Genomic DNA, 25,159 nt, shown 5'->3' on the forward strand with positions numbered 1-25,159 from the left:
CCAAGTAAACACTAAATTAGTGTGATCGTAAGGAAATGGTCATTAAGCGTGTGTGATAGGGATGTATAGGTTATGACACAACAAGCCACTATGGCTACCCCGCAACAAGTAATGCCTGAGTCATCGGCACAAAAAAATTATTACCATGATTGGCTAGCTAAACATCACTCGGTCTTATCAGGCATTGAGACGGCAGTGGTGTACCTAAAAATTGGTGCAGACTATTTGCCTGTTGCCTCTATTGATGCTGAAAATCCTAGCTACTCAGAGCTGTCTGAATTAGCAGAACAACACCTACAGAGCACTCAACCTCAAGTGACTCGATTATCTTCCGACTCTGCGCAGAATGAAATGTTCGGACTTTTGTATCCTGTCTTGGATAAACAGACCGAGTTCATTGCTTTTGTGGCTTTTGCTGTGCGAGTTTCGTCAAAAGAGCAGTTAACCCAAGCCCTGACCCTCATTCAATGGAGTGTATCAGGAATTGAAACCGTTGAGTTTGAACAAAGGCTAGAACGTTCATTAGAAGATCAACAACATTACGCGACCCGTGTAGAAATCTTGGCTAGGGTATTATCGGAAGTGACCTTTGACGAGGCCGCTGTGCGCCTAGTGACAGAGCTCGCAGTGCTGTTTGATTGCGATAGAGTTAGCCTTGGAGAATATAAAAACAGACGTTCGCGCTTAAAATATTTATCTCATAGTGCTCAGTTTGGCAAGAAGATGAACCATGTTCGGTTGATCGAACGAGTGATGGACGAGTGCTTAGATCAGGGAAGGATGATACGCGTACCTAATCTCAAAAATGATGAAAACCTCATCACTCAAGCACATCAAGAAATGTCTTCACAGCATGGCGATATAGGAATTATGTCAGTGCCACTTTACCTGCGGGGGGAAACCTTCGGGGCTTTAGTGGTTGAGGGAAAGCCTGAGCAGTTGTGGAGTGAGTCAGAATCTGAGCTGTGCCAAAGTATTGCCAGTTTAGTGCTCCCCACTTTAGAGGACAAGCAGCGTAATGATCGCCCTTGGTACAAAAAGTTAGTCGATGCTTCGGCGAATCAATTAAAACGTTTGTTTGGCCCTAACTATTTAGGTAGAAAGCTCCTATTGCTTGCCTTGTTAGGAATAGGATACTTGCTTTCGACCGTAACGAGTCAATATAAGTTATCAGCTGATGCACAGGTAGAGAGTGCTGTGCAGCAAGCGATTGTAGCACCGTATGATGGCTATATTAGTGATGCATTGGTGCGAGCAGGGGACAGAGTGACAGCCGATGCCCCCTTGGTTTTGATGGATGATCGAGACCTTCGTCTTGAGAAACTAAAATGGTTGAGTGAGCAAAGTAAGATCAACAGGCAAAGACTTGAGGCCTTATCAGCGCGTGATCGAGCTAAGATCAATATTCTGAGTGCTGAACAGAAGCAGGTTGAGGCGCAACTTGAATTAGTAGACAGTCAGATTGAGCGAGGCCAACTAATCGCGCCCTATGATGGATTGGTAGTCAGCGGTGATTTGAGTCAGAGACTGGGAAGCGCTGTGACTAAGGGCGATCTTTTATTAGAGGTAGCTCCAACTGATAGCTATAGAATCAAACTGATGGTGCAAGAAAGTCGAATTTCAGATCTTGAATTAGGACAGGAAGGTACCTTGTACTTATCTGCGCTGCCTGAGTCAGGTTTTGAATTCACGGTGAGTAAGATAACGCCGATTACAGAGATACAAGATGGAGCAAGCTACTTTATCGTGGAGGGAGAGTTAAATGCACTCTCTTCTCAGTTACAGCCTGGTATGGAAGGTATAGGTAAGGTAGCCATCGATGAAAGACTCCTATTCAATATATGGACAAGGGATATGACTGAGTGGCTAAGACTAAGAATGTGGTCTTGGTGGGGTTAGGGAGATTATGGCGCAGTCTCTCTTTAGCCCTTCTTGGTACAAGGTATCGAATTTAAAAATACGAGTTCGTAAACATGCAGTTATTCACCGTCATGTGTATCGAGACAAGGTGTGGTATGTACTACAAGACCATGTGACTGGTCAGTTCCAGCGCTTTACGCCACAAGCATATCAACTGATCGGATTAATGAATGGTGAGCGAACCCTTCAGCAGATATGGGATGTTGCATGTGAACGGTTGAAAGAAGATTTGCCTACACAAGATGAAGTGATTCAGTTGGTCGGGCAACTTAACAAAGCCAATGTTGTGCAATCCAACGTCCTACCTAGTATTGAGCATTTGCATCGTCGTAAGCAAAATGAACAACAAAAAAAGCTGTTACAACAACTTAAATCGCCCTTGAGTGTGCGTATTCCTATGCTAGACCCGGAACGTTTTCTTAGTTCAACTCAATGGGTAGCAAACCTTGTATTTTCCAAACTAGGTGCATTGGTTTGGTTGATTGTCGTATTGACTGGAGCCGTGCTTGCCGTTACCCATTGGGGCGCTCTCACTAACAATCTGAGTGACAAGGTATTAGGGGTAGAAAACCTATTTTTGATGGCACTTGCCTATCCTATTGTGAAGCTTATTCATGAGCTTGGTCATGGTTATGCAGTTAAGCGGTGGGGTGGAGAGGTGCATGAGATGGGAGTGATGTTACTTATCTTTATCCCTGTGCCCTATGTAGACGCCTCCGCGACATCTTCGTTTAGCAATAAATATCAACGCATGATAGTGGGCGCCGTAGGAGTGCTGGGTGAGCTATTAATGGCAGCTATTGCCATGATTGTTTGGGTGATGGTCGAGCCTGGTCTCGTGCGTGCCTTGGCATACAATGTGATGCTGATTGGTGGGGTATCCACCTTGCTGTTCAATGGCAATCCATTGCTACGCTTTGACGCCTACTATGTGTTGGCTGATTTCCTTGAAATCCCCAATTTGGGTGCTAGAGGTAACGCCCAAGTAGGTTATGTAGTGAAGCGTTATCTTTTTAGAATTTCATCAGTTAGAACAAACGCTTACTCCTATACTGAATCTATATGGTTGGTAGTCTATGCTGTTTCGGCATATATCTACCGGCTGTTTGTCATGGTGGCAATCTCTTTGTTTGTCGCGAGTAAATATTTTTTCATCGGTGTGCTACTTGCTATATGGTCGATAATGCAAAGCTTGATATTGCCGATAGCCAAATTAGTCACCAAACCGAGAACAGACTCTGCTATGCGGCTGAAAAGCAAACGAATTTACCTGGGCTCTTTTGTATTGATACTGGCAATTATTGCTGTTCTTTTTGCTGTGCCTGCACCTTATAAAACCTATACGCAAGGCGTTATTTATGTTCCTCAACAAGCGTATGTGCGGGCAGAAGTAAATGGTTTTGTTGATCACCTATTTGTAGAAGCAGGCTCTAGCGTGAAACAGGGTGAGGTGATTTTAGAGTTGAACTCGCCGGATTTAGAGTCGCAGGTAGTCGTACTTAATTCGCAACTGATTGAAGCAAGACTTCGATATGAGGCTAGCGTTAAGAATCGTTCAGAGTCTGAAATACTGTTAGAAGAACTTCGATATTTAGAGCAAGAGTATCGACATGCGTTATCACGAATGGAAAGTTTACGAATTAAAAGCCCAGCACAAGGCACCTTTTTCTACGCAGATAGAGAAACAGAGCAGGGTCGATATTATTATCGTGGGCAAATCTTTGGTTTTTTGGTGGACTTTGATTCGCTGCCATTAGCGGCAATGATATCAGAAGATGATATTGATAGAGTTAGAACGCAGACTTCGTCGGTAACACTTAAGCTCGCATCGAACCCAAATCAAGAATATACCAGCCGTATCAAACGTTTTGTTCCTTCATCAACTAGAACCTTACCTAGTGCTGTACTTGCCACTGAAGGGGGAGGGCAGATTGTTTTAGACCCAAATCGAAGTCATGATCTTGAGAGCTATGAGGGATACTTTAGAGTGGAGTTAGATAGCACCCAAGCGCCTATTACTCGATTCGATGAAAGGGTACATGTTCTATTTGAGCATGATAGTGAGCCGATTGCTTATCGCTGGTATCGTTCAATTCGTCGCCTTTTTTTGAGGCAATTCGATGTTTAGTCGTCCCAAACGTCGCCCTACTTCTGTTGTAGATAGGGCGCAAAATACGATTGAAAAACAAGAGCGAATGGTTCGCTGGTGGCGGGCTATTACCGCTTATTTTAGTCGACCTATTCGTGCTTCTGTATGGCTTTATAAGCCGATGCTTTGGCGAATAAAATCCAAAGATGCGAGTTATCGAGCTCTTAGTGAAGCTCAACTAAATACACAGATACTTAAAATAAAACAGGCATTGCTTCGAGACGGATTGACCTTCAATTTAACCGTAGAGTGCTTTGCTTTAATAAGAGAAATTGCTGGTCGAGAGTTGGGTATGTGGCATTTTGATAGTCAGGTTTTAGGGGGGCTTAGCATACTTCATGGCACCATAGGCCAGATGCAGACGGGAGAAGGTAAGACGTTAACCGCGACCCTACCTGTTGCTACTGCTGCACTCGCAGGCGTTCCTACTCATGTGGTGACGGTTAATGATTATTTAACCGAGCGTGATGCCGAATTAATGACACCGGTTTACCAGCGATTAGGGTTGTCTGTTGGGATAGTGATTCAAGGACTACAAAGAGAAGAACGTCAGCGACAATATGCGAGGGATATTGTTTATTGCACCAACAACGAACTCGCGTTTGACTACCTAAAGGATAGTATTCAATTAGGTCAATTTAATGACTCTTTGCAACTGCATGCCTTGCGCAGTTTGCCCAAGCGCGACTCGTTATTGAGCAATTTAATGTTGAGAGGGCTTCATTATGCGGTTGTCGATGAGGCTGATGGCGTATTTATGGATGAGGCTACCACACCTTTGGTCATATCAGGTGAGACCACCCCTCAGCAAGAACAGTCTGAACTCTACTCCCAAGCCTATGAGCTTATTTCGCATTTACAAGAAGGGCATGACTTTTCCATTAAAACCTCTCTGCGCAGAGTGGATATTTTAGCTAGTGGTGAAGAGTCAATACAATCTAAGACGAAAGATTTAGGCCCTTTATGGCAAGGGCGAATCCGACGATCAGAACTGGCAAGACAAGCACTCACAGCTGAATTTTTATTTATTCGAGACCAGCATTACTTAGTCGATGAGGGTAAGGTCGTCATTATTGACGAGCATACTGGGCGAAGGATGCCAGATCGCACCTGGGAAAGAGGTCTTCATCAATTAATTGAGATCAAAGAGGGGTGTGAACTGAGTGATCCGAGAGAAACACTTGCAAGTATCAGTTTCCAGAATTTTTTCCGTTATTACCATCATTTATCAGGAATGACGGGCACAGCCGATGAGGTTAAAAGTGAATTTTGGCGAGTGTACGGATTACCAGTTGTTGATGTCCCTACTCACAAAAAAAGTAAAAGGGTTCAATTGGGCGCAACGATATTAGCCAGTGAGACACAAAAGTGGCTGATTATAGTGGCTAAGATTTCAGCCATTAGGAAGCAGAGTTCACGCCCAATTATGGTGGGGACCCAGTCGTTAAAGGCTTCTGAAAGGTTAAGCTCTCTATTAACAGAGAAAAACATAGAGCATCAAGTTTTAAATGCACGCCAAGATCAAACCGAGGCTGAGGTTGTTGAGCAAGCCGGTCATAAGGGGAGAGTCACCATAGCGACTAGCATGGCAGGAAGAGGTACGGATATTAAGCTTGAGTCTGAGGTAGAAGCACAAGGTGGGTTGCATGTAATCATCACGGGCTTACATGATTCATCTCGAGTTGATCGACAGCTTGAGGGGCGATCTGCCCGCCAAGGTGACCATGGTAGTGTCGAATATATATTGTCATTAGAAGAAGACATGGTTACAGAAGGTTGGAGAAAAATGCTGCAATTATTATTTTATGCTCCAATCCCCAAACCTTTGAAAAATATCTTATTGTTTAAGTGTATACGTCGTTGTCAGCATCAAATCGAGAGACGACAACAGCAGGCACGCAAACAACTATTGCAACATGATGAGCAACAACAGGAAGTGTTGTCATTTTCCTCACAACAGGTGTAACAATGAACAAAACGCACACAGTCCAATTAATGGCATGGATGGCAATAATGGTGATAGGTTCTTTGTCTATAGAAACAGCTTCAGCTACAGATGAAAGGCAAGACTTTGGCGGTATTATGCCACTAAGCTGTTTGTTAGAGCCAAGTTCGGATGTTGAGCTTAGTAGCGAAGTTCAGGGAGTCATCAAGGATCTCAAGGTCAATCGAGGAGACCGAATCAAAAAAGGGCAACTGGTTATGACACTGAACTCGACACTAGAAGTTGCCGCTATCAATACAGTTAAAGCTAGGCTTGAGTTTGCAACACGTAAAGTTGAGCGCAACGCAGATCTTTATCGAAAAAATTTGATCTCTGAAAATGAACAAGATGAGATGATTACCGAACAACGACTCGCTTCATATCAATTAAAAGAAGCTAAGGTTCGCCTCGGTCAAAGACAGACTCGAAGCCCGATTTCTGGTGTTGTTATTGAGAGAATTAAAGATCCTGGTGAATTTGTTGATGAACAACCGTTCTTGCGTGTTGCGACCTTAAACCCGATGCATGCAGATGTCGTCCTTCCTGCTGAACTCTATGGTCAGGTGCAGAAAGGAGAGAGCGTTACACTGTACAAACTTGACACTGATGTTCCTTATCAGGGAGAGGTCAAGATTGTTGACCCTATTATTGATGCTGCAAGTAATACTTTTGCGGTGACGGTATCACTCAATAATGATGCAGGGGAGCTATCGGCTGGCTTGCGCTGTAGAGCTGAGTTTGAAGCTAAAGACTAGCTGAGTCAGCGATATCCCGCTACTAATATAAATAGCCGTAAATAACTAAACGGCCTAGCTAGTAAGTCATTGCTTACTAGCATTGTTTCTTCGGCGAACTAGTAACGCCATGCAATAAATCGACTGATTTTTTGTCCTTGAGACATCTCAATGACCTTAACGTCATTCACACCTAGCTTGCTAAGCAGTGTCTTGATTGGTGTGATGTTTTCTTTCTTAGATACAAGGGTACTGAACCAACCGACTTGTTGTTTAAATAGGGCGCTTTCTTGAGCCATATTTTTAATAAAGGCTTCTTCTCCACCTGGGCACCAAAGCTCAGCTTTTTGACCTCCAAAATTTAGCCCTTGCGATGAAGGTTTGATTGTCTGCCCTTTTTTATCTGTAGCTTCTGAACCGCGCTTAACTCTATTTTTGGCTAGATTATCGGCCTTTCTCTTTGTCCCTTGTTCGGCCTCCTTTAAAGATTTATGAAAAGGGGGGTTGCATAGGGTGAGGTGATAATACTCGCCTTCTTTAATGATGCCTTTGAAGATGTTGGTAGGATTTTTTTGCAAGCGCGGAACTATTTTCTTCGATAGATGAGGGTTGAGCTTAGCAATCTGGGTAGCAACCTTGATGGATACTGGGTCAACATCGGATGCGGTAAAGTGCCATTGGTAATCTGTAGCGCCAATAATCGGGTAGATACAGCTTGCCCCTGTACCGATATCCAGAACATTGATGGTGTTGTCTTCTGTATCAAGCAAATCGGCCAAGCGATGCACATAATCAGCGCGCCCTGGAATGGGCGGGCACAGGTACCCCTTTGGGATGTCCCAGAATTGCACGTTATAGTGGTGAGCCAGCAAAGCCTTATTGAGAGTCAGCACGGCTTCAGGGTCGCTAAAATCTACCGTTTGCTCTCCTCTAGGGTTTAGCGTGATTTTGTGCTTCAGTTCTGGAAGTGCTTGTACCAAAGCATCGATATTATAGCGTCCGTGATGTTTGCTTCGCGGATGAAGACCGGCTCTAGTCGCATTTTCTGGGGTGATCTTTTTGTTTTTCATCAGGATATCGATACTCGGTATTAGGTGTTGGTATTGCGGTCGCTACTTTAGCACAAGCTTAGTCTAATGATAGCTCAAGCTTTAATTAGTCATACAATTGGATCTATCGTACAAAGACTGATATCTTCGCGCATCTTTGCCATTCTTCACTATGTTAGAGCTCTATGCGCGGTAATTCAGTCACTCAAGCCATCTTACTATTGGTCTTTGCCAATTTCTTAGCTTCACTCTCGGATGTTTCACTGAAAGTCCTTAATGGAGAGGTGCCTACCTTTCAGTATGTGTTAATCAGGCAGATCATGAGCTTACTGATTATCGCCCCATTATGGTTACGCCTGCCACGACAAGAGCGTATGCAAGGATGTGGCAAGATTAACTTTTGGCGTTCGCAATTTATTTTGATTGGTAGCGGCTGCGCTATGGTGGCGATTACTCATTTAACCTTAGCGACGGCGAATGCAATGTTTTATGTAGCACCGTTAATGATGTTGCCTTTGTCGATTATCTTCCTGAAAGAGATGCCTCCGATGAAAAAGGTGATAGCAACGGCTATTGGTTTTATTGGGGTATTAGTGGTTTTAAGACCAGAACATTTTCATTGGGCTGCGATTATAGCCTTGGGTAGTGCTTTGGCGATGGCAGTTGGTAATATATTAATCAAGCGTTTACCCGCTTCTCAGTCGGTGGTCTCGACGCTGTTTTGGACTACGGCTCTAACGATTCCAGGAGCCTTCTTACTAGCATTGCCTAATTGGGGGACAATTGAAGTACATCACCTGTTTTGGATCTTGGCGATTAACTTTTTTGTATTGAGTTATCACGCGCTAGTGGTTGTGGCTTATAAAAAGGCGCCCGCAAGTCAAATAGCGCTCGCAGAATACTCAGGCCTGGTTTTTGTGACGCTGTTTGGGATCATGTGGTTTGACGAGATCCCTGATCTATTGACGATTATTGGTATTGCTATGATTGTGATCCCGTTAATGCCAATTCGCTGGCGTAAAAGCAAAAAGTCGGCCGACATGGCTACGGATATTGGCTCGTGATATAGGGCTAGGGGTAGTACACAATATTTTGAAAGCGCACGGTTTCAGTAATGGCTTTATAGCTGTGCGCTTGGTCTGCAAAAAATCGAATACATTCTCCTTGTTTCAACGGGTGCCAGTCACCATCAAATAACATAGCTAACTCTCCGGATAAAACGACTATATGCTCAATCACACCGAGGCTGTGGGGCGTAGAGTCTTGCTGGTGAAAGTCTGTTAGTTGTATTTCAAACATCTCGAATTGAGTATCTTCCTGATAGCTAAATAGCGTATCAACCTTCATTTTACTGTCATTGGGGAATGCTTGATTGTGCTGACGTAGCGCCTTTTTTGTGGCAAAAAATGAGGAGAAGGACACATCTAATCCGCTGGAGATTTGCCAAAGCTTGTTAATGGTAGGGCTCGACTCTCCTCTTTCAATCTGCCCAAGCATTGCTTTAGACACCCCTGTGAGTTTTGCTGTCGCGTCGAGGCTAAGTTGCTTATCTTGACGAATTGATTTTAATTTATTTCCCACTTGCTGCTTAAATAGCTGTTCTGACACTTCAAATCACACTCGTTTATCCCGCTTATGGGTTTAGTTTAGAGCTGTACGTTATAGCGCACAAGTGCTATGTTTTGATTTGTGCGCTATTACGCACAAGGAAGTCATCAAAGGAAAGGACAAGCGGCATGCAGATGAGTCGTCAGTACGGGAAAAAGATCCACAGCTTCTTTAATCTATCTCATATTACTGCGGGTTTTATCGCGGTGTTGGTTGGCTATACCAGTTCAGCGGTTATTATTTTCCAAGCGGCCAATGCGGCAGGTGCCAACGCTGAGCAAATCAGTTCATGGTTGTGGGCGCTAGGGGTGGGGATGGCGGTGACCACCATAGGCTTATCCCTATTCTATAAGACCCCAATATTAACAGCATGGTCGACACCAGGGGCTGCATTGCTAGCGACATCACTAGATGGTGTTAGCCTTAATCAAGCGATAGGGGTATTTCTGTTCTCATCTTCCTTGATACTGGTGTGCGGCTTAACGGGTTGGTTCGAAAAACTAACGCGACACATTCCAAATTCTGTTGCTTCAGCCATGTTGGCGGGAGTGTTACTTCAATTTGGTCTAAATGTGTTTACAGGAATTGCAATCGACCCTTTGCTTGTGGGCTGTATGCTTGTTGGCTATTTGATATTAAAGCGGTTCGTACCCTTGTATACGATACCATTGGTGCTGTTTATTGGAATTGCAATCAGCTTGAGTCAAGGTTCGTTGAGACTAGATGGTATTGCTTTACAGATGGCATCTCCGGTTTGGATTGCCCCTGAGTTGTCTTTATCTGCTGTGATAGGTATCGGGATCCCACTGTTTGTGGTGACCATGGCTTCACAAAATGTCCCCGGTATTGCTGTTTTAAGGGCTAACGGCTATCAAACACCTTCATCTCCACTTATCTCAACAACAGGAGCGGTGGGTGTGCTGATGGCGCCTTTTGGTGGTTTCGCGTTTAACCTTGCCGCAATTACTGCCGCTATATGTATGGGAAAAGAAGCAGGCGAAGACCCTAAAACACGTTATATGGCATCGATATGGGCAGGTCTATTTTATTTGCTCACTGGGATATTTGCTGCAACGGTCGCGACATTGTTTTCTGTTTTTCCTCAAGCCTTAGTCTTTACCATTGCTGGATTAGCTCTGGTGGGAACCATAGGCAATAGCCTTGCTATCGCGCTGAATGACGAAACTGAGAGAGAGCCAGCTTTACTCACGTTCTTGATGACAGCCTCGGGGGTATCAATTATAGGTATTGGTAGCGCTTTTTGGGGATTGTTATTGGGTATTGCCGCGTATGCACTTTCTTCAGCAAGCCGGCGTTAATATGCCTAGAATTGAATGAGTTATGGATTATTTAGACAAGGATTGATGACATTGAAAAAAGTATTGTTATTCGTCACTCATATAGTGGCGATTGGCTTTGGCTTCGCACTCGGTATATACGCCTTGCCAATTTTGACCGCGCCACCTGCGCCAACGGAACAAATTATTCAGCATTTCGATAAGGCGGAGTTTACTGCAAGCTTTGATAAAGAACGCCAAGACAGCGACTTTTTTCATTGGGGAGAAGGAAAGGTGATGCTGAGTGCAGAGCATATCTCCTTTGTAGGTGAACTCGCGCCTGGCCCTGATTATAAATTGTATTTGTCTCCAGAATATGTGGAAACAGAAGAAAAATTCAACCAACTAAAATCGCAGATGGTTCAGGTAGGAGACGTAAAAAGTTTTAATGGCTTTAGCCTCGAGGTTGATAAGGCTATAAACTTACAGGATTACACTACCGTGGTTATTTGGTGTGAGAGTTTTGGTGAATTTATTACGTCCGCCAGATACAGAGAACAAGGTTAAGACTTGCCCCTAAAACTTAGGGACAAGCTCGCCTTAAATCGGAGATAACCGCTTTATTAGATTCCAATACAGGTTCTTGAGTAGTAGTAAAAAGCCTATGGGGATCAAAATGGTTTTCAGCGTGAACATGGCAATTAAGGTGAGTAGATTGATGACTAAAGACTCTGTTTTTTCCTGAAGTTCATCAAAACTTTTCTGCATTTCTTGCTTGGTTTGTTCAAAGCCACTGGTCACGTTGTTCCACGTTCTTTTAGCACTTCCCAATAAACTGTCATCTTCTTCATATTGGGATGCCTTCCCATCAATCAGTTCTTGATTGAACTGATGTAGATCGGTAGCAATTAAGTCAGTTTTCTGAGTGATCTGTTCAGTTTGTTCATTCAAGAATAATGTGTCAACTAAGCTGTTAAGTAGTAGCGTACCTACTAGTAAGAATCGAGTTAGACAAAGAATAAAAAACAACGGTTGTGTGTATTTTAAGAATCGACTAACGGAAGAGAACCACAGGGTCACTAGATAGAGCACCGCACTACAGGCAATGATGATGTTGACCAATTTGGCAGCAAACACGTCGAGTAATATTTTCTGCAGGCCGAGCGAAGCGAGTGCTGTGGTGAGCACGGTGGACGTTGACTGCAATATTTCTGTGGCAGGAGATAATATTTCACCTACGCTCACCGTCAGGAATGGTACGCTAATTTCAGTGCCTTTGAGCATAGATATTACCGCATGAATACTGCGTACAGATGCAAAGGCGACCACGCCTTGTTCTATGGATTCATCAAGCTTAATATCCGCATAGTGGTCAGCTAAATTAAGCAAAGCTCCAATCGTCAGCAACAGCGTAATCACTGTGAGCAACAGTCGATTGGGTTTTGGTGATGAAGGCACCGGTAGCGCGTCGTTCGATGTGGTTAACTGACTCATTTTTCTAGGCTCAGTAAAAGACTGGGGCACCCTAATAGGTTGCCCTAGCCTTATTCGTTAATTAATAAGGTGCTGGGAACTGCTTAATAACTTGTACAATTCGCTTTTGTGTTTCGCTATCGAGGATCAGTTCGAATGCAGCCAGATTCTCTTTTAGCTGACCCATGCTAGTCGCACCGATAATGCTAGAGGTCACGCCCTGAACACTGTTACACCAAGCTAAGGCCAATTGCGCTGGTGTAATACCGATATCTGTTGCGATTTGAGCGTATTGCGCGACGGCGTTGTGCGCGAGTTCAGTGCTTCTGTAGATGTTCTTTGAATTCATTAAGCTCCAACGACTGCCGTCAGGGCGAGCACCGTTAGCATATTTCCCTGTTAACAAACCACTAGCAAGTGGTGACCAAGGCAAATACGCGACATCGGCGTGATGGCAGTGCTCAATCAAATATGGCCAATCCTTTTGACACAATAGGCTGAATTCATTTTGGATTGAAACCATCTTAGGTAAACTGTGTTTTTCGACAAGCTCTAGATAGGTGCTGATACCCCAAGTAGTTTCATCTGATAGCCCGCAATGGCGTATCTTACCTGCCACAATACACTCGTTAAGCGCCTGTAAGATCTCTAGCATTTGTGAACGCTGAGCACTGACGTTTACATCTGCAAAGTTGAATGTGTCAGACCACTGTTTGCCAAAGTGAGGAGAGGTTCTATTCGGCCAGTGCAGTTGGTAAAGGTCAATGTAATCCGTTTGCAGTCTCTTTAATGAATTTTCTACCGATTGAATAACGGCTTCACCTGTAATGGGCCCACCATCTCGAACCCAGTGCATACCGGGTCCTGCAATTTTAGTTGCAATGACGGTCTGTTGACGTTTGGCTTGATTGCGAGCGATCCAGTCACCAATAATGGCTTCAGTCTTTCCGTAAGTATCCGGGGTGGGTGGGATAGCATACATTTCTGCGGTGTCGATAAAATTAACGCCTTGCTCTAAAGCATGATTGATTTGCTCATCGGCATCTTGTTGGTTGTTTTGCACTCCCCAAGTCATGCTACCTAAGCAGACGCGCGATACTTGCAATTCACTATGGCCAAGTTTGGCGTATTCCATTTGGGTTCTCCTCATCCTAGTACTTTTCTTAAGATACTCTATGGCACTCGCTGAAACCAGTAACTTGAGTTATCTTGGAGTTAAGCTTTCTAGCAACAGTAATGGATGGATGCTCTTTGCGCCCACATCAAATAAAGATCACAACCTTCAACCTGTTTAATTATCTAGCGCCTCCAGGGGCTTACTACGATTTTGAAAACATCTATAGCTTTGCTCATTGGCAGGATAAACAGCATTGGACACTCAAGCAAATAGAAGCTTCAGATGCTGATGTTATCGGCTTTCAGGAGATTTTTAGTGCTGATGCTCTAGAAGAGCAGTTGGCTAGTATTGGTTATCCCTACTTTGCGGTGATTGATGAGCCAAAGGTTGAGAGTGATTTTATCCATTCAGAGCCGGTGGTTGGCATTGCTTCTCGCTATCCATTACTGTCGGTATCTGCGGTTGAGCCTGATCTATTGGCATCAAAAGAGTTAGGTTTCACTTTTAGTCGAGCCCCTTTGCATGCGCTTATCGAACTGCCGGTTATTGGGAAGGTGGATTGTGTAGTCGTACACTTTAAATCACAGCGTCCTAAAGCTTTGAGTGAGGAGAAATTTAGCTTGAAGCAGGTTGAAAGTTGGCGTTCCACCATGCAGAGGGGTCTTGAAGCCCGTTTTATTGATGCGTTCTTTACTGAGCGTAAGCGCACTAAAGGCTATCCTCAGTTACTGATGGGGGATTTCAATCGAGATTTGAACAGTGCTGAATTTTCTTGCTTCCATGCAAATAATGCTGATGAAATAAGAGGGCTCAGTGATTCCAAGCGTCTTTTAGCAGAAGAGGCACCAATACAGGCAACACATTATTATGGCGCAAAAGGCAGTGTTTTAGACTACATCATGCTTTCTGAAGAGTTTGACCGCAATAGCGCGTCTTGTTTGTTTGAGGTGAGTGATTATCAGGTTTCCGATAGCCATCTAGTGAATCCTATTTATGCTATTGATCGTATGGCGAGTGACCATGGTATTGTGACTATCACGCTCACCGACCGAAGCTAGTTAACCCACTCTATATTCAAGAGCGCTTTTCTATCCATATTAAGCAATAGCATCTGGTTGTTTGATTGAATTAATTCGGTCTCAATAGGCAGTAGTGCAGGGCGTTTAAAGCTAGCTACGACCTCTTTTGGCGAAATATCCAGAGACACCAAACAGCGAGCCAGTAAATACAGGCCATGTGCAATTGGCTTCTTAAAACCAAACGGGGCAGCGGTCAGTCTGTGCAAATGGATAGGATTGTAGTCTCCCGATACTCGAGCATATCCGCGCACGCTTTGCTCTGTTATGTTTAGATGAGCAAGGCTGTGAAAGGCAGTAAAGTCATCAGCGATTTTCGCAGGCTTATTTCCTCGCTTGCTACTCGTAATGGAGAAGTAGTGGCTATCGAATCCACACACCAGTTCGCTGTTTTTATAAAAGTGCACACATAACTCAAACTCGATGCCTCGAGCCTTATTTTCTACTTTGCCAACAGAAACAGTGACATTGTAATTGGCTTTAGTGTCGATTTCTTTATGCCGATAAAAACGAATACCAGTGTGAATTAAACCTAATGTCTTTAGCGGAAACTGCTCATCAGTGAGTAAATGCAATTGCGCTTTTTGGCTGGCTACAAATAAGTAAGGCAGAGGCATTTCATTGTGAGAAAAACCACAATAGCGTTTGTAGCTTTGCAAGTGAGCTTGGTTGAAGTGAAAGCCTTCAACAGTAAACTGCAATCTTGGGATAGCGGATTTCGTTTGAGATTTGAATAAAGTTCTGCCCAAAATACGTAGGTTGCTAGGAAGATTTTTATATTCAATAGTTTTTTGTGACATTAATTGCCTATCCTTCAACATAGTTTCGTAAGCGTTGTTCAATCTATCTTATTGAATTAGTGTAACTTTTATTTGGCTTTCGATCTCAAATAGTTAACTGGTTGCATAATTGTAATGTTAGATTCCACTTATGCCTATTGTGATACTCCCTTGTCTGACTTAAATTTAGTGGCACAGGTGATGGGGTTCCACCTACTTAACCGCCGACCATTCGGCTGATGACTCCTACCAAAATCGGAAACAGTGACTCATAGATCTTTATGATCTTTGAAACTAGTACCTCATGGTACTCGGTTTGGTGGGGCGTATCTAATTCATCTTGCACCCAATCCTTTCTCGCACTGTTTTCCCAACTTTATTCATTTGTTAGAGCGGAAAACATTATGCATTACACAGACGAAATTCAATCAATGTGCCCAATTCAACGTGGCGACCTACATGCTTCTTCTCCTATTCCAGTAGAAGGCCGTATGATTAACCCTAAAGAGGTTATTGCAATCTCAGGTCTAAGTCATGGTGTGGGTACATGTGCACCACAGCAAGGCGCTGCTAAACTTACTCTCAATGTAAAACAAGGCATCATTGAAGAAGTGCTAATCGAAACCATCGGTTGTTCGGGTATGACTCAATCAGCTGCAATGGCATCAGAAATTCTTACCGGCAAAACCATTCTTGAAGCGATGAACACTGATTTAGTCTGTGACGCTATCAATGTGGCAATGCGTGAAATCTTCCTTCAGTTTACCTACGGTCGAACTCAATCAGCATTTTCAGATGGCGGTCTGGAAGTGGGTGAAGCACTAGAGGACCTTGGTCAAACTCTTCGTAGCCAAGTGGGTACTAGCTACTCAACAAAAGCTAAAGGCGTTCGTTACATGGAAATTGCAGAAGGCTATGTAACGAAAATGGGTCTTGATGAAAACGATGAAGTTATCGGTTACCAATACATGAACCTTGGTAAATTCATGAAAGCAGTCAACGCTGGCGTTGATGCTGAGACAGCACTGGCGCAAGCAAGTGGTCAGTATGGTCGTTTCGACGAAGCTGTTAAAACTATTAACCCACGTCAACAATAAGCGAAGAGGACTGAATTATGAATAACGCAACTCAAGCATTACTAACAGAAATGAACATGAACTCTTTAGAAGAAGCATTCGCTTATTGTAAAGAATTTGGCATCGATACTCGTGAACAAGTGATGGAAACTCAACCTATCGCTTTTGAAAGCGCAGTTGATGCATACACAGTAGGTACAGCCTACGCGCTATTTACTGACAGCAAAACTTCAATTGAAGCTGCGAATGCTATTGGTAAAGGTCTGCAGGCATCTTGTAAACCGGGTAGTGTGGCGGAACAACGCCAAGTGGGTATCGGTCACGGCGCGTTAGCGGCTCGTCTACTAGATGAAAAAAGCACCTGTTTTGCTTTCCTTGCTGGCCATGAGTCATTTGCAGCTGCTGAGGGCGCAATCAAGATTGCACTTAACGTAAACAAAGCGCGTACTACACCGCTTAAAGTTATCCTTAATGGTCTAGGTAAAGATGCAGCATACCTAATCTCACGTATCAATGGCTTCACTTACGTAAGAACTCAATACGATTACGATACGGGTGAGCTGAATGAAGTAGAGCGTCGTCGTTTCTCACAAGGACCACGAGGCGAGATTATCTGTTACGGTGCTGATGATGTACGCGAAGGTGTAGCAATCATGCGTAGCGCAGGTGTTGATGTGAGTATCACTGGTAACTCAACTAACCCTACACGCTTCCAACATCCTGTAGCAGGTATCTACAAAGCAGAGTGTAACCGTGACGGTAAAGCATACTTCTCTGTGGCATCAGGTGGTGGTACAGGTCGTACACTTCACCCAGATAACGTGGCAGCAGGTCCAGCATCTTACGGTATGACCGATACTATGGGTCGTATGCATGCGGATGCTCAGTTTGCTGGTAGCTCTTCAGTACCCGCACACGTTGCTATGATGGGCTTCATCGGAATGGGTAACAATCCAATGGTAGGAGCATCTGTAGCACTTGCTGTAGCCGTTGATGAAGCATTAAAAGCAAAAAGAGTTTAAGTAAAGAATTCTGGAAGTTAGCTGACCATCCCTCTTGTTCTACTCATGCGTTGTCGTGAATAGCAGCTAGCTTCTAGTCTAATGCCCAAATAGAGTGTTCTCTACCGCCAGATGGACATCTATTGTTAATCGAATCGAGCGGTCAGCTAAAAGCTGACCACTTTAATGATACCAAGACAACTAGTGATACCGCTCATTGCTTCTTGCTTGTGGGCACGAAGAGCAAACTCAGTTCGATGGGTTTGCTCTTTTTCCTTTTGTAAATTAGGAGCTTCACTTGTAGAGTTGTTGTTTCGGAATATTCATGGATGAATCAATGTATTCAAGAACAAAGCAATGTCTGCGTTTTTAGCTGGCTTTTCTATTGGACTGTCTCTGATTTTAGCTATCGGAGCGCAAAATGCATTTGTCATCAAACAAGGCTTGCTTAGACAACATGTGTTTTGGGTGTGTTTGGTATGCGCTGTTTCAGATGCGTTACTGATAAGCGCAGGTGTAGCGGGCTTTTCTGTAGTAGTGAAGACTTACCCTCAAGTTGAAGACATCGCGCGCTACGGTGGTGCATTATTCTTGATTGTTTATGGCACAAGCAGTCTTTGGTCTGCCTTCAAAAATAAGCATACGCTAGACCCAACGACCAAAGCGCCTTCCTCACTAAACAAAACCCTCGCGGTGTGTCTCGCCTTTACTTGGCTCAATCCTCATGTCTATCTTGATACCTTGGTTTTACTCGGCTCGGTGTCTACTCAATATGGTGCGAATAAAGACTTATTTGGTATTGGTGCGGTATGCGCATCCTTTGTTTTCTTCTTTAGTTTGGGATACGGCGCAAGATTATTAACCCCTTACTTCAAAAAAGCCCATACTTGGAAAGTACTTGAGGGTGCGGTGGGCGTTGTGATGTTGATACTCGCTACCGAATTACTACGTTAGACCTCTAAGAATCTACAAGGAAGTAGCAGTGGCAGAGCAGCAAGCAAAATTCGTCGAAGGCTCAACAATGAGGCATATTCTGACTATGTCAGGAGCAGGTTCCATTGGTTTAATGTCGCTGTTTATTGTCGATCTCTTAGATATGATGTTCATCAGTATGCTAGGGCAGGTGGAGTTAGCTGCAGCCGTGGGCTTTGCTGGAACCCTTATTTTTTTCTCGACCTCAATATCCATAGGTACCTCCATAGCGATGGGCGCTTTGGTATCGAAAGAGCTTGGCGCTAAACGTGTACAGAGTGCTCGCCACTTAGTTATCAATATTTTGGTAACGGCCTTCCTAGTCAACGCTGTGATTACCGGCGTGATGACCTATTACATCCCTGAACTATTGCAACTCATTGGTGCTAAGGGAGCGGCGTTTGAGCATGCGAAAGACTATATGTATATCTTGTTGCCTAGTACTCCCATTGTGGCTCTTGGTATGGCTGCGGGCGCGGCATTACGCGCCGCAGGAGATGCTAAACGCTCTATGATGGCGACGATATGGGGCGGGGTAGTTAACGCGATTCTAGACCCTATATTTATCTTTGTATTTATGTGGAACGTCGAGGGTGCTGCACTGGCCTCTGTTGTTTCTCGATTTACGGTACTGGCCTTTTCTTTAGCGCCCCTTATAAAGCAGCACGACTTGGTTGGAAAATTCCGATACAAGCAGTGGCTGATTGGACAACGAGCGATATTTACTATCGCGCTACCTGCAATCTTTACCAATATTGCAACGCCAGTAGGCAATGCCATAGTCACCAGCGCTATTGCGCAGTTTGGTGAGGATTTTGTGGCAGGCTTTGCGGTTGTAGGACGCTTAACACCGGTGGTATTTGCCGCTATTTTTGCTTTATCAGGCGCAGTGGGTCCTATCATTGGGCAGAATTACGGCGCTGACCGAGTTGATAGGGTTAAAGAAACCTTACGCAACTCACTGTTTGTGGTGAGTATCTATTGTGTTGTGGTGAGCTTGATTTTGTATTTCCTACAGTCGCAAATAGTCACAAGTTTTAACTTAACAGGCGATGCGGACTTGTTGGTTCGTACCTTCTGTACTTTTGTGGCGATTACCTTTGTGTTTAATGGTGCGCAATTCGTAGCGAATACCTCTTTTAATAACCTCGGTAAGCCTCTTTACTCTACGGCTCTGAATATAGGCAAAGCGACAGTGGGAACCATTCCATTTGTTTACATAGGGTCTGCTTGGTTTGGTGCTTTAGGCGTCCTGTATGGGCAAGCGGTGGGCTGCATTGTATTTGGTTTGATCGCTTTGGTCGTGCTTAGATTCCACGTTCATCAATTGGATGAAGAAGCGATCACCGAAGATGAAGTGGACGAAGGATTACACAGCGTGAATATGCAGCCATTTTGTACTCATGATGCTGTGGTAATGGAAGAGCTAGCTAAGAATGATGAATTGGTTACAGAGCAGAAGTAATGATTGGCTGATATAAAAAATGCCTATGGAGATACTCTCTCTATAGGCATTGTTGTATTTAATCGTTGTTAGCCAGCTAGGACATCAGTCGCAACTTTGTAGCTAGGATCTTCTTTCACGTTGATCTCTACAAGGCTACCTGCTTTATGCAACAATGCACGACAGTCTTGGCTAAGGTGGCGTAAATGTAGCGTTTTGCCTACCGCCGCATAACGTTCAGCCAGCGTTTCAATTGCTTCGATCGCTGAATGGTCAGCAACGCGAGAATCAGCAAAATCAACAATGACGTCTGAAGGGTCGTTACGTGCATCGAACAGTTCCAAAAAGTTAGCAGCAGAGCCGAAGAATACAGGGCCATGAATGCGGTATTCCTTAGATCCTTCTTCATTGACCTGGCTACTCGCATAGATATGTTTAGCATGTTGCCACGCAAACATCAGTGCGGAAGCAATAACACCAACGGCAACGGCAACCGCAAGGTCAGTCAAGACAGTTACTACTGTTACTAAAACGATAACGAAGAAATCTTGCTTTGGTACACGACGTGCAAGTTTGAATGTCGCCCATTCAAAGGTGCCGATAACAACCATAAACATCACGCCAACTAGCGCCGCTAGTGGAATCATTTCGATAAGCGCTGAAGCAAAAAGAATGAATATAAGCAGTGCAACCGCAGCCACGATACCAGAAAGACGACCGCGACCACCTGAGTTAATGTTGATCATCGATTGACCAATCATCGCACAGCCACCCATAGCACCGAATACAGAACAGCTTAGGTTAGCAATGCCTTGACCTACACATTCGCGGTTACTCTTACCACGAGTATTTGTCATTTCATCAAGAACAGTCAGAGTCAGTAGTGATTCAATGAGACCAATTGCCGCTAGAACGATGGCATATGGAAAGATGATCTTCAGTGTCTCTAGGTTGAAAGGGACTTGAGGAATCGAGAATGTTGGTAGTGAACCTGCAAGAGTCGCTGCATCGTTACCAGACATAGCACGCAGGAAGTCAACAACAGTACGGGTATCAAGACCGCCAAATTGAACAATCAGAGTTACTGTAACTATGGCCACCAAAGAAGACGGAATTGCTGTAGTCAGCTTAGGAAGGAAGAAAATGATGCCCATAGTGAGTGCGACTAGACCTAGCATGATCGTCATTTGTTCAGCAGGTAACCAAGTCATTACACCGGCAATATCTGGTGTTTTAAATTGTCCCAACTGTGCAAGGAAGATAACAATCGCTAAACCGTTCACGAAACCAATCATCACTGGATGAGGCACCATGCGGATAAATTTGCCTAACCTAAATATGCCAGCAAGGACCTGTAGTAGACCTGTGAGCATGACGGCAGCGAATAGGTACTCTACACCGTGCACCGCAACAAGACTTACCATTACAACGGCCATAGCGCCAGTTGCACCAGAAATCATGCCAGGGCGACCGCCAAAAATAGAGGTAATTAAGCCAACGATAAAGGCAGCGTATAAGCCGACCATAGGGTCAACACCCGCAACAAAGGCAAAGGCTACCGCTTCAGGTACCAATGCAAGAGCAACGGTAAGACCGGACAAAACATCATTTTTGACGCTTTGAGCTGAAAACTTAGGAGATTCAAACATTTGTGTTATTTCATCTTTTGGTTTGGGTTCGCGACGAAGACTTAAAGGATAGTCGCGATAGTGGATATTTGCGGAATATGGTTACATGGAGTAACACATTCATGCTTGCTATTAGTATTTTTGTCGGCGAATGCTAACGGAAACGAGGTTGAAGTGCAATCAAGGGATGAGAAACAGCAAGAATATCCAATAGATTTAGATAAAAAAAAGAGTCAGCTTAAAGCTGACTCTTTTCTGACTAATCCAAATTAGTAATTTGGTTTAGTAGTAGCGGCAGTTGCCTTATTGGTAGCAGCTTGGCTGCCACCTGCTTTACCTTGAAGACGTTCGCTACGGAAATCGGCTGCGTTGACAGAGATTTCACGTATTTCCTGTGGACCAGGTGCACTTGTCATTCCCGATGCGGCGTGGCCCTTGAAGCTTCTAGTCGCTTTAGGTGCAGACTGTGGTGCTTTCGGAGCAGGCTCAGCTTTAACTTCTGGTTGCTCGGCAACAATAGGAGTCACTACTTCTGCTGTTTCCACTGCAGCTGCTTCAACAACTACTGCTTCTGGTGCAGGAGTCTCAGCTACTGGCGCAGGCTGTTGTTCTGCAGACTCAGCAATACTAGGTGCTATAACTGGTGCTTCAGTCTTTGGTTCTGCAACGACTGCGTTCGCTTGTTCAACATTCGTTTCAGTAACTTTTGTTTCAGTAACGATAGGCTCAACAACCTTAGTTTCTTCAACTTTAGCTTCTTCCACTTTAGGTGCTACTGCTACCTTCGGTTGATCTGCTTTCATTATGATAACTTTACCCATAGAAATTTCAGGGAAAGCTACACCACCGATTACGCTAATAGTTGTTTCTTCAACCTTAGGCGCTTTCTTCTTTGGTTTAGGCAAGTCGTACTTAGGCATTACTTTACCCATTGCCATCTCAGGAGAGGCAACCCCACCCTTGCGCAGGCGGAATGGGTTAGGTCTGCGATCGCGACCGCGACGACGACGCTGGCCACTGGCACGTAAATGACGCGGAGAGCGGCGATTACGGCGTTGTTGTGGTGCTTCGTTCTTCTCAGAGCTTTCAACTTGAGCATTATCTTCAACTGAAACTTGAGCTTTCGGCTGTTGTTTCTTCGCTGGCTTTTCTGCTTCAGGTTTAGAAACTTTAGCTATTGGAGCTTCAGTACTTACGTTCTGTTGGTCGGCTTCAGCTTGCTGGTCCTTAACTCGGACTTGCTTCTTCATCTGACGACGCTGACGACGTTGCTTAACCTGGCTCGTCTTGATTTCTTTATCGTTTTTCGCTTCAGGCTCTTGTTGAGCTTGCTCGGCAATTTGTTTGCCTTGCTCTTCAACTTTGCTTGGCGCTTTTCTCTCTTTACGAGGCTGTTTACGCTTGTTCTCTTTACGAGGTGCATCTTGTTGAGGAGCTTGTTCGCGAGGTGCTTCAGCCGTGGTCTCTTCGTGTTCAGACTTATTACGGTTTGGACGGTTGTTACGACGACGGTTATCGCGGTTGTTGCGACGGCGGCTGTCATTACGATCGCGGCGCTGCTGTTTTGGTTTATTTTCTTCAACAACAGGTTTTTCTTCTTTCACTTCTTCTGAGCTAAACAGTTTACCGATAGCTGAAATGATACGACTGAATAGACCTGGTGCTGCTGGCTTAGCTGGAGCGGCCGGTGCAGGTTTAGCTACAGGTGCTGCTGGTTGCTTTGGTGCCGGCGCTGCTGTTTGTGCAGGAGAGGCAAAACCTTGCAGTGCAGGCTCTTCAATGCGTCGCGGTGCAGCTTCAACTTCACCCGCATCGCGAGCTTCTGCTTCTTTCATTGCGTCTAGTTTCTTCGGCAATAGGTAAGAAAGCAGACTTTGTTCTTCACCTTCACGAACACGAACAACCTCGAAGTGAGGAGTTTCCATGTCTGAGTTAGGAACAATAAGGATCTTAACTTCTTGGCAACGTTCAATGTGATTCACACTGCGGCGCTTCTCGTTCATCAAGTATGATGCGATTGGCACTGGTACAACAGCGAGTACTTGAGCTGTGTTGTCTTTTAGTGCTTCTTCTTCAATCAAACGAAGGATAGACAGCGCTAGAGATTCATTGTCACGTACAACACCTGTGCCTGAACAACGAGGACAGATGTGATGGCTTGCTTCTGCTAGAGAAGGGCTTAGACGCTGACGAGACATCTCTAGAAGACCGAATCGAGAGATACGACCGATCTGTACGCGAGCACGATCAAGACGTGCAGCTTCACGAAGACGGTTTTCTACTTCACGCTGGTGTCGTACTGGAGTCATATCGATGAAATCGATAACAACCAGACCACCCAAGTCACGTAGACGCAATTGACGAGCAATTTCATCAGCCGCTTCTAAGTTTGTGTTCAGTGCGGTTTCTTCGATATCGCTGCCCTTTGTTGCGCGAGCAGAGTTGATATCGATAGAGGTTAACGCTTCAGTTGGGTCGATAACGATTGAGCCACCAGAAGGCAAACGAACTTCACGTTGGAACGCAGAGTCGATTTGGCTTTCGATTTGATAGTGGCTGAATAGTGGTACTTCACCTTCGTATTTTTTAACACGGTTGATAAAGTCAGGACGAACCAATTGAATGTGTGCCTGAGCACGCTCAAAGATAGTGTTGCTATCAATAAGGATCTCGCCAATATCACGACGTAAATAATCGCGAATAGCTCGAACGATAACGTTACTTTCTTGATGGATAAGGAAAGGCGCTTGATTTGCATCAGCCGCTTCTTTCACTGCATTCCAATGGTTAAGCAGTACGTTTAGATCCCATTCTAGTTCTTCAGCACTCTTGCCAACACCCGCTGTACGAACGATTAAACCCATACCTTGAGGCAGTTCTAATGTACTTAGGGCTGCTTTAAGTTGAGTGCGTTCATCACCTTCGATACGGCGAGAAATACCGCCTGCACGAGGGTTGTTAGGCATAAGTACAAGATAGCTACCTGCAAGTGAGATGAAGGTAGTTAAGGCTGCACCCTTGTTACCACGTTCTTCTTTCTCTACTTGTACAATGACTTCTTGACCTTCTTTAAGCACTTCTTTAATGCTTGGACGGCCTTGGTATGTGTAACCAGCAGGAAAGTAGTCGCGTGCAACTTCTTTTAGAGGGAGGAAACCATGTCGCTCTGCACCATAGTCAACAAACGCAGCTTCTAGGCTTGGTTCGATGCGTGTGATACGTCCTTTGTAGATATTCGCCTTCTTTGATTCGTGGCCAGGACTTTCGATATCTAGATCGAATAGTTTCTGTCCATCAACGAGGGCGACACGCAACTCTTCTTTTTGAGTTGCGTTAATTAACATTCTTTTCATTCGAAATCTCGTTATGATTCTTTAATTATTTCATTTGTGATTGTCGCTTTTGTTTCTATCGATGGTGTCTGATCCCATGGTCAATCGTTGCAGCCTCACGGCTGGAAGGGATGCTCGGGGACACTTTAGCCATCACATTTTTCTCTTCAGAAAAACATGATCTGCGAAGTAATTGCAGTCGATCTCTGCATCGATAGGTAAAAGTCGCGCGACAAGTTCGTTCATTATCAATGTCTTATGCCTTACGCAGCACTGGGGAAATGAACAGTCGACTTTAGTCTTTTTATCAATTTGCACCTTAGAAAAGTGTAAAAAATAACCAAGAGGGCATATTGATTGACGAACTATAACAGTGTCACTAATACACAGCAATCGACAAACAGTTAAAGGATAGAAAAAAATCTAAAAATTGCGAATGACACGTAATTAAGCTACTGATATATATGAATTTAATAAATGTCAGTAAAAATGACAAAACTGTGACGGCTTAATGTTGTACACAGGTTTTTAAATGAACAG

General features: G+C 44.3%; 19 protein-coding genes and 1 riboswitch. Of the genes, 12 read left to right on the plus strand and 7 right to left on the minus strand.

Annotated elements, in window-relative coordinates; translation table 11 throughout:
* Positions 1-72 precede the first annotated feature (72 nt).
* The 4 genes from OCU48_RS04265 to OCU48_RS04280 are packed head-to-tail and all read left to right on the plus strand — an operon-like array spanning position 73 to position 6,808.
* Complete coding sequence (locus OCU48_RS04265) at positions 73-1,899, plus strand: GAF domain-containing protein (protein WP_141343873.1); 1,827 nt, start codon at positions 73-75, stop codon at positions 1,897-1,899.
* A gap of 7 nt (positions 1,900-1,906) precedes the next feature.
* The gene (locus OCU48_RS04270) at positions 1,907-4,048 is read left to right on the plus strand and encodes an efflux RND transporter periplasmic adaptor subunit (RefSeq protein ID WP_141343874.1); all 2,142 of its coding nucleotides are present in this window, start codon (positions 1,907-1,909) and stop codon (positions 4,046-4,048) included.
* Positions 4,041-6,035, plus strand: coding sequence for a preprotein translocase subunit SecA (locus OCU48_RS04275; RefSeq protein WP_141343875.1), 1,995 nt, complete (start codon positions 4,041-4,043; stop codon positions 6,033-6,035). Before OCU48_RS04270 ends, OCU48_RS04275 begins: the two co-directional genes overlap by 8 nt.
* A gap of 2 nt (positions 6,036-6,037) precedes the next feature.
* Positions 6,038-6,808, plus strand: a complete 771-nt coding sequence (locus OCU48_RS04280) for an efflux RND transporter periplasmic adaptor subunit (RefSeq protein WP_244312211.1) — start codon at positions 6,038-6,040, stop codon at positions 6,806-6,808.
* Positions 6,809-6,906: 98 nt separating this feature from the next.
* Here the strand turns inward: OCU48_RS04280 and rlmF are convergent, their stop codons facing one another.
* A complete protein-coding gene (gene rlmF / locus OCU48_RS04285; protein WP_141343876.1) occupies positions 6,907-7,857 on the minus strand; it encodes a 23S rRNA (adenine(1618)-N(6))-methyltransferase RlmF in 951 nt (316 codons plus the stop codon).
* A 164-nt stretch (positions 7,858-8,021) separates the two neighbouring features.
* On the opposite strand from rlmF, the gene OCU48_RS04290 reads away from it, so the two are divergent.
* A complete protein-coding gene (locus OCU48_RS04290; RefSeq protein WP_141343877.1) occupies positions 8,022-8,900 on the plus strand; it encodes a DMT family transporter in 879 nt (292 codons plus the stop codon).
* A 7-nt stretch (positions 8,901-8,907) separates the two neighbouring features.
* On the opposite strand, the gene OCU48_RS04295 is transcribed toward OCU48_RS04290, so the two are convergent.
* Entirely contained in the window at positions 8,908-9,444 is a 537-nt protein-coding gene (locus OCU48_RS04295) for a helix-turn-helix domain-containing protein (RefSeq protein ID WP_141343878.1), read from the minus strand.
* A 128-nt stretch (positions 9,445-9,572) separates the two neighbouring features.
* Here OCU48_RS04295 and OCU48_RS04300 point away from each other — a divergent pair, with 128 nt between their 5' ends.
* Both OCU48_RS04300 and OCU48_RS04305 read left to right on the plus strand, forming a co-directional pair.
* Positions 9,573-10,763: a benzoate/H(+) symporter BenE family transporter gene (locus OCU48_RS04300; RefSeq protein WP_141343879.1), complete on the plus strand. Its 1,191-nt coding sequence runs from the start codon at positions 9,573-9,575 to the stop codon at positions 10,761-10,763.
* 45 nt (positions 10,764-10,808) lie between these two features.
* Positions 10,809-11,288: a DM13 domain-containing protein gene (locus OCU48_RS04305; protein WP_141343880.1), complete on the plus strand. Its 480-nt coding sequence runs from the start codon at positions 10,809-10,811 to the stop codon at positions 11,286-11,288.
* Between the two features lie 33 nt (positions 11,289-11,321).
* On the opposite strand, the gene OCU48_RS04310 is transcribed toward OCU48_RS04305, so the two are convergent.
* A complete protein-coding gene (locus OCU48_RS04310; protein ID WP_141343881.1) occupies positions 11,322-12,215 on the minus strand; it encodes a hypothetical protein in 894 nt (297 codons plus the stop codon).
* Positions 12,216-12,276: 61 nt separating this feature from the next.
* On the minus strand, positions 12,277-13,329 hold the full coding sequence (locus OCU48_RS04315) for an aldo/keto reductase (protein WP_141343882.1): 1,053 nt from the start codon (positions 13,327-13,329) through the stop codon (positions 12,277-12,279).
* Positions 13,330-13,430: 101 nt separating this feature from the next.
* Between OCU48_RS04315 and OCU48_RS04320 the strand changes: the two genes are divergently transcribed.
* Complete coding sequence (locus tag OCU48_RS04320) at positions 13,431-14,369, plus strand: endonuclease/exonuclease/phosphatase family protein (RefSeq protein ID WP_141343883.1); 939 nt, start codon at positions 13,431-13,433, stop codon at positions 14,367-14,369.
* Here the strand turns inward: OCU48_RS04320 and OCU48_RS04325 are convergent.
* Positions 14,366-15,187: a MaoC/PaaZ C-terminal domain-containing protein gene (locus OCU48_RS04325; protein ID WP_141343884.1), complete on the minus strand. Its 822-nt coding sequence runs from the start codon at positions 15,185-15,187 to the stop codon at positions 14,366-14,368. The two genes, OCU48_RS04320 and OCU48_RS04325, sit on opposite strands and share 4 nt — an antisense overlap.
* 167 nt (positions 15,188-15,354) lie before the next feature.
* A riboswitch (Fluoride riboswitch) is annotated at positions 15,355-15,422 on the plus strand.
* A gap of 148 nt (positions 15,423-15,570) precedes the next feature.
* On the opposite strand from OCU48_RS04325, the gene OCU48_RS04330 reads away from it, so the two are divergent.
* The 4 genes from OCU48_RS04330 to OCU48_RS04345 all read left to right on the plus strand — a co-directional run bounded on the left by OCU48_RS04330 (position 15,571) and on the right by OCU48_RS04345 (position 19,680).
* Positions 15,571-16,263, plus strand: a complete 693-nt coding sequence (locus OCU48_RS04330) for an iron-sulfur cluster assembly scaffold protein (RefSeq protein WP_141343885.1) — start codon at positions 15,571-15,573, stop codon at positions 16,261-16,263.
* Between the two features lie 17 nt (positions 16,264-16,280).
* Positions 16,281-17,264 (plus strand): GGGtGRT protein, encoded by a 984-nt coding sequence (locus tag OCU48_RS04335; protein WP_141343886.1) that lies wholly within the window; start codon positions 16,281-16,283, stop codon positions 17,262-17,264.
* A 336-nt stretch (positions 17,265-17,600) separates the two neighbouring features.
* A complete protein-coding gene (locus tag OCU48_RS04340) occupies positions 17,601-18,197 on the plus strand; it encodes a LysE/ArgO family amino acid transporter (protein ID WP_141343887.1) in 597 nt (198 codons plus the stop codon).
* A gap of 28 nt (positions 18,198-18,225) precedes the next feature.
* Entirely contained in the window at positions 18,226-19,680 is a 1,455-nt protein-coding gene (locus OCU48_RS04345; protein ID WP_141343888.1) for an MATE family efflux transporter, read from the plus strand.
* Positions 19,681-19,748: 68 nt separating this feature from the next.
* On the opposite strand, the gene OCU48_RS04350 is transcribed toward OCU48_RS04345, so the two are convergent.
* Both OCU48_RS04350 and rne read right to left on the minus strand, forming a co-directional pair.
* A complete protein-coding gene (locus tag OCU48_RS04350) occupies positions 19,749-21,308 on the minus strand; it encodes a SulP family inorganic anion transporter (protein WP_141343889.1) in 1,560 nt (519 codons plus the stop codon).
* A 248-nt stretch (positions 21,309-21,556) separates the two neighbouring features.
* Entirely contained in the window at positions 21,557-24,640 is a 3,084-nt protein-coding gene (rne, locus tag OCU48_RS04355; RefSeq protein WP_141343890.1) for a ribonuclease E, read from the minus strand.
* Between the last annotated feature and the right edge of the window lie 519 nt (positions 24,641-25,159).

This window comes from Vibrio inusitatus, assembly GCA_024346935.1.
Lineage (GTDB): Bacteria > Pseudomonadota > Gammaproteobacteria > Enterobacterales > Vibrionaceae > Vibrio > Vibrio inusitatus.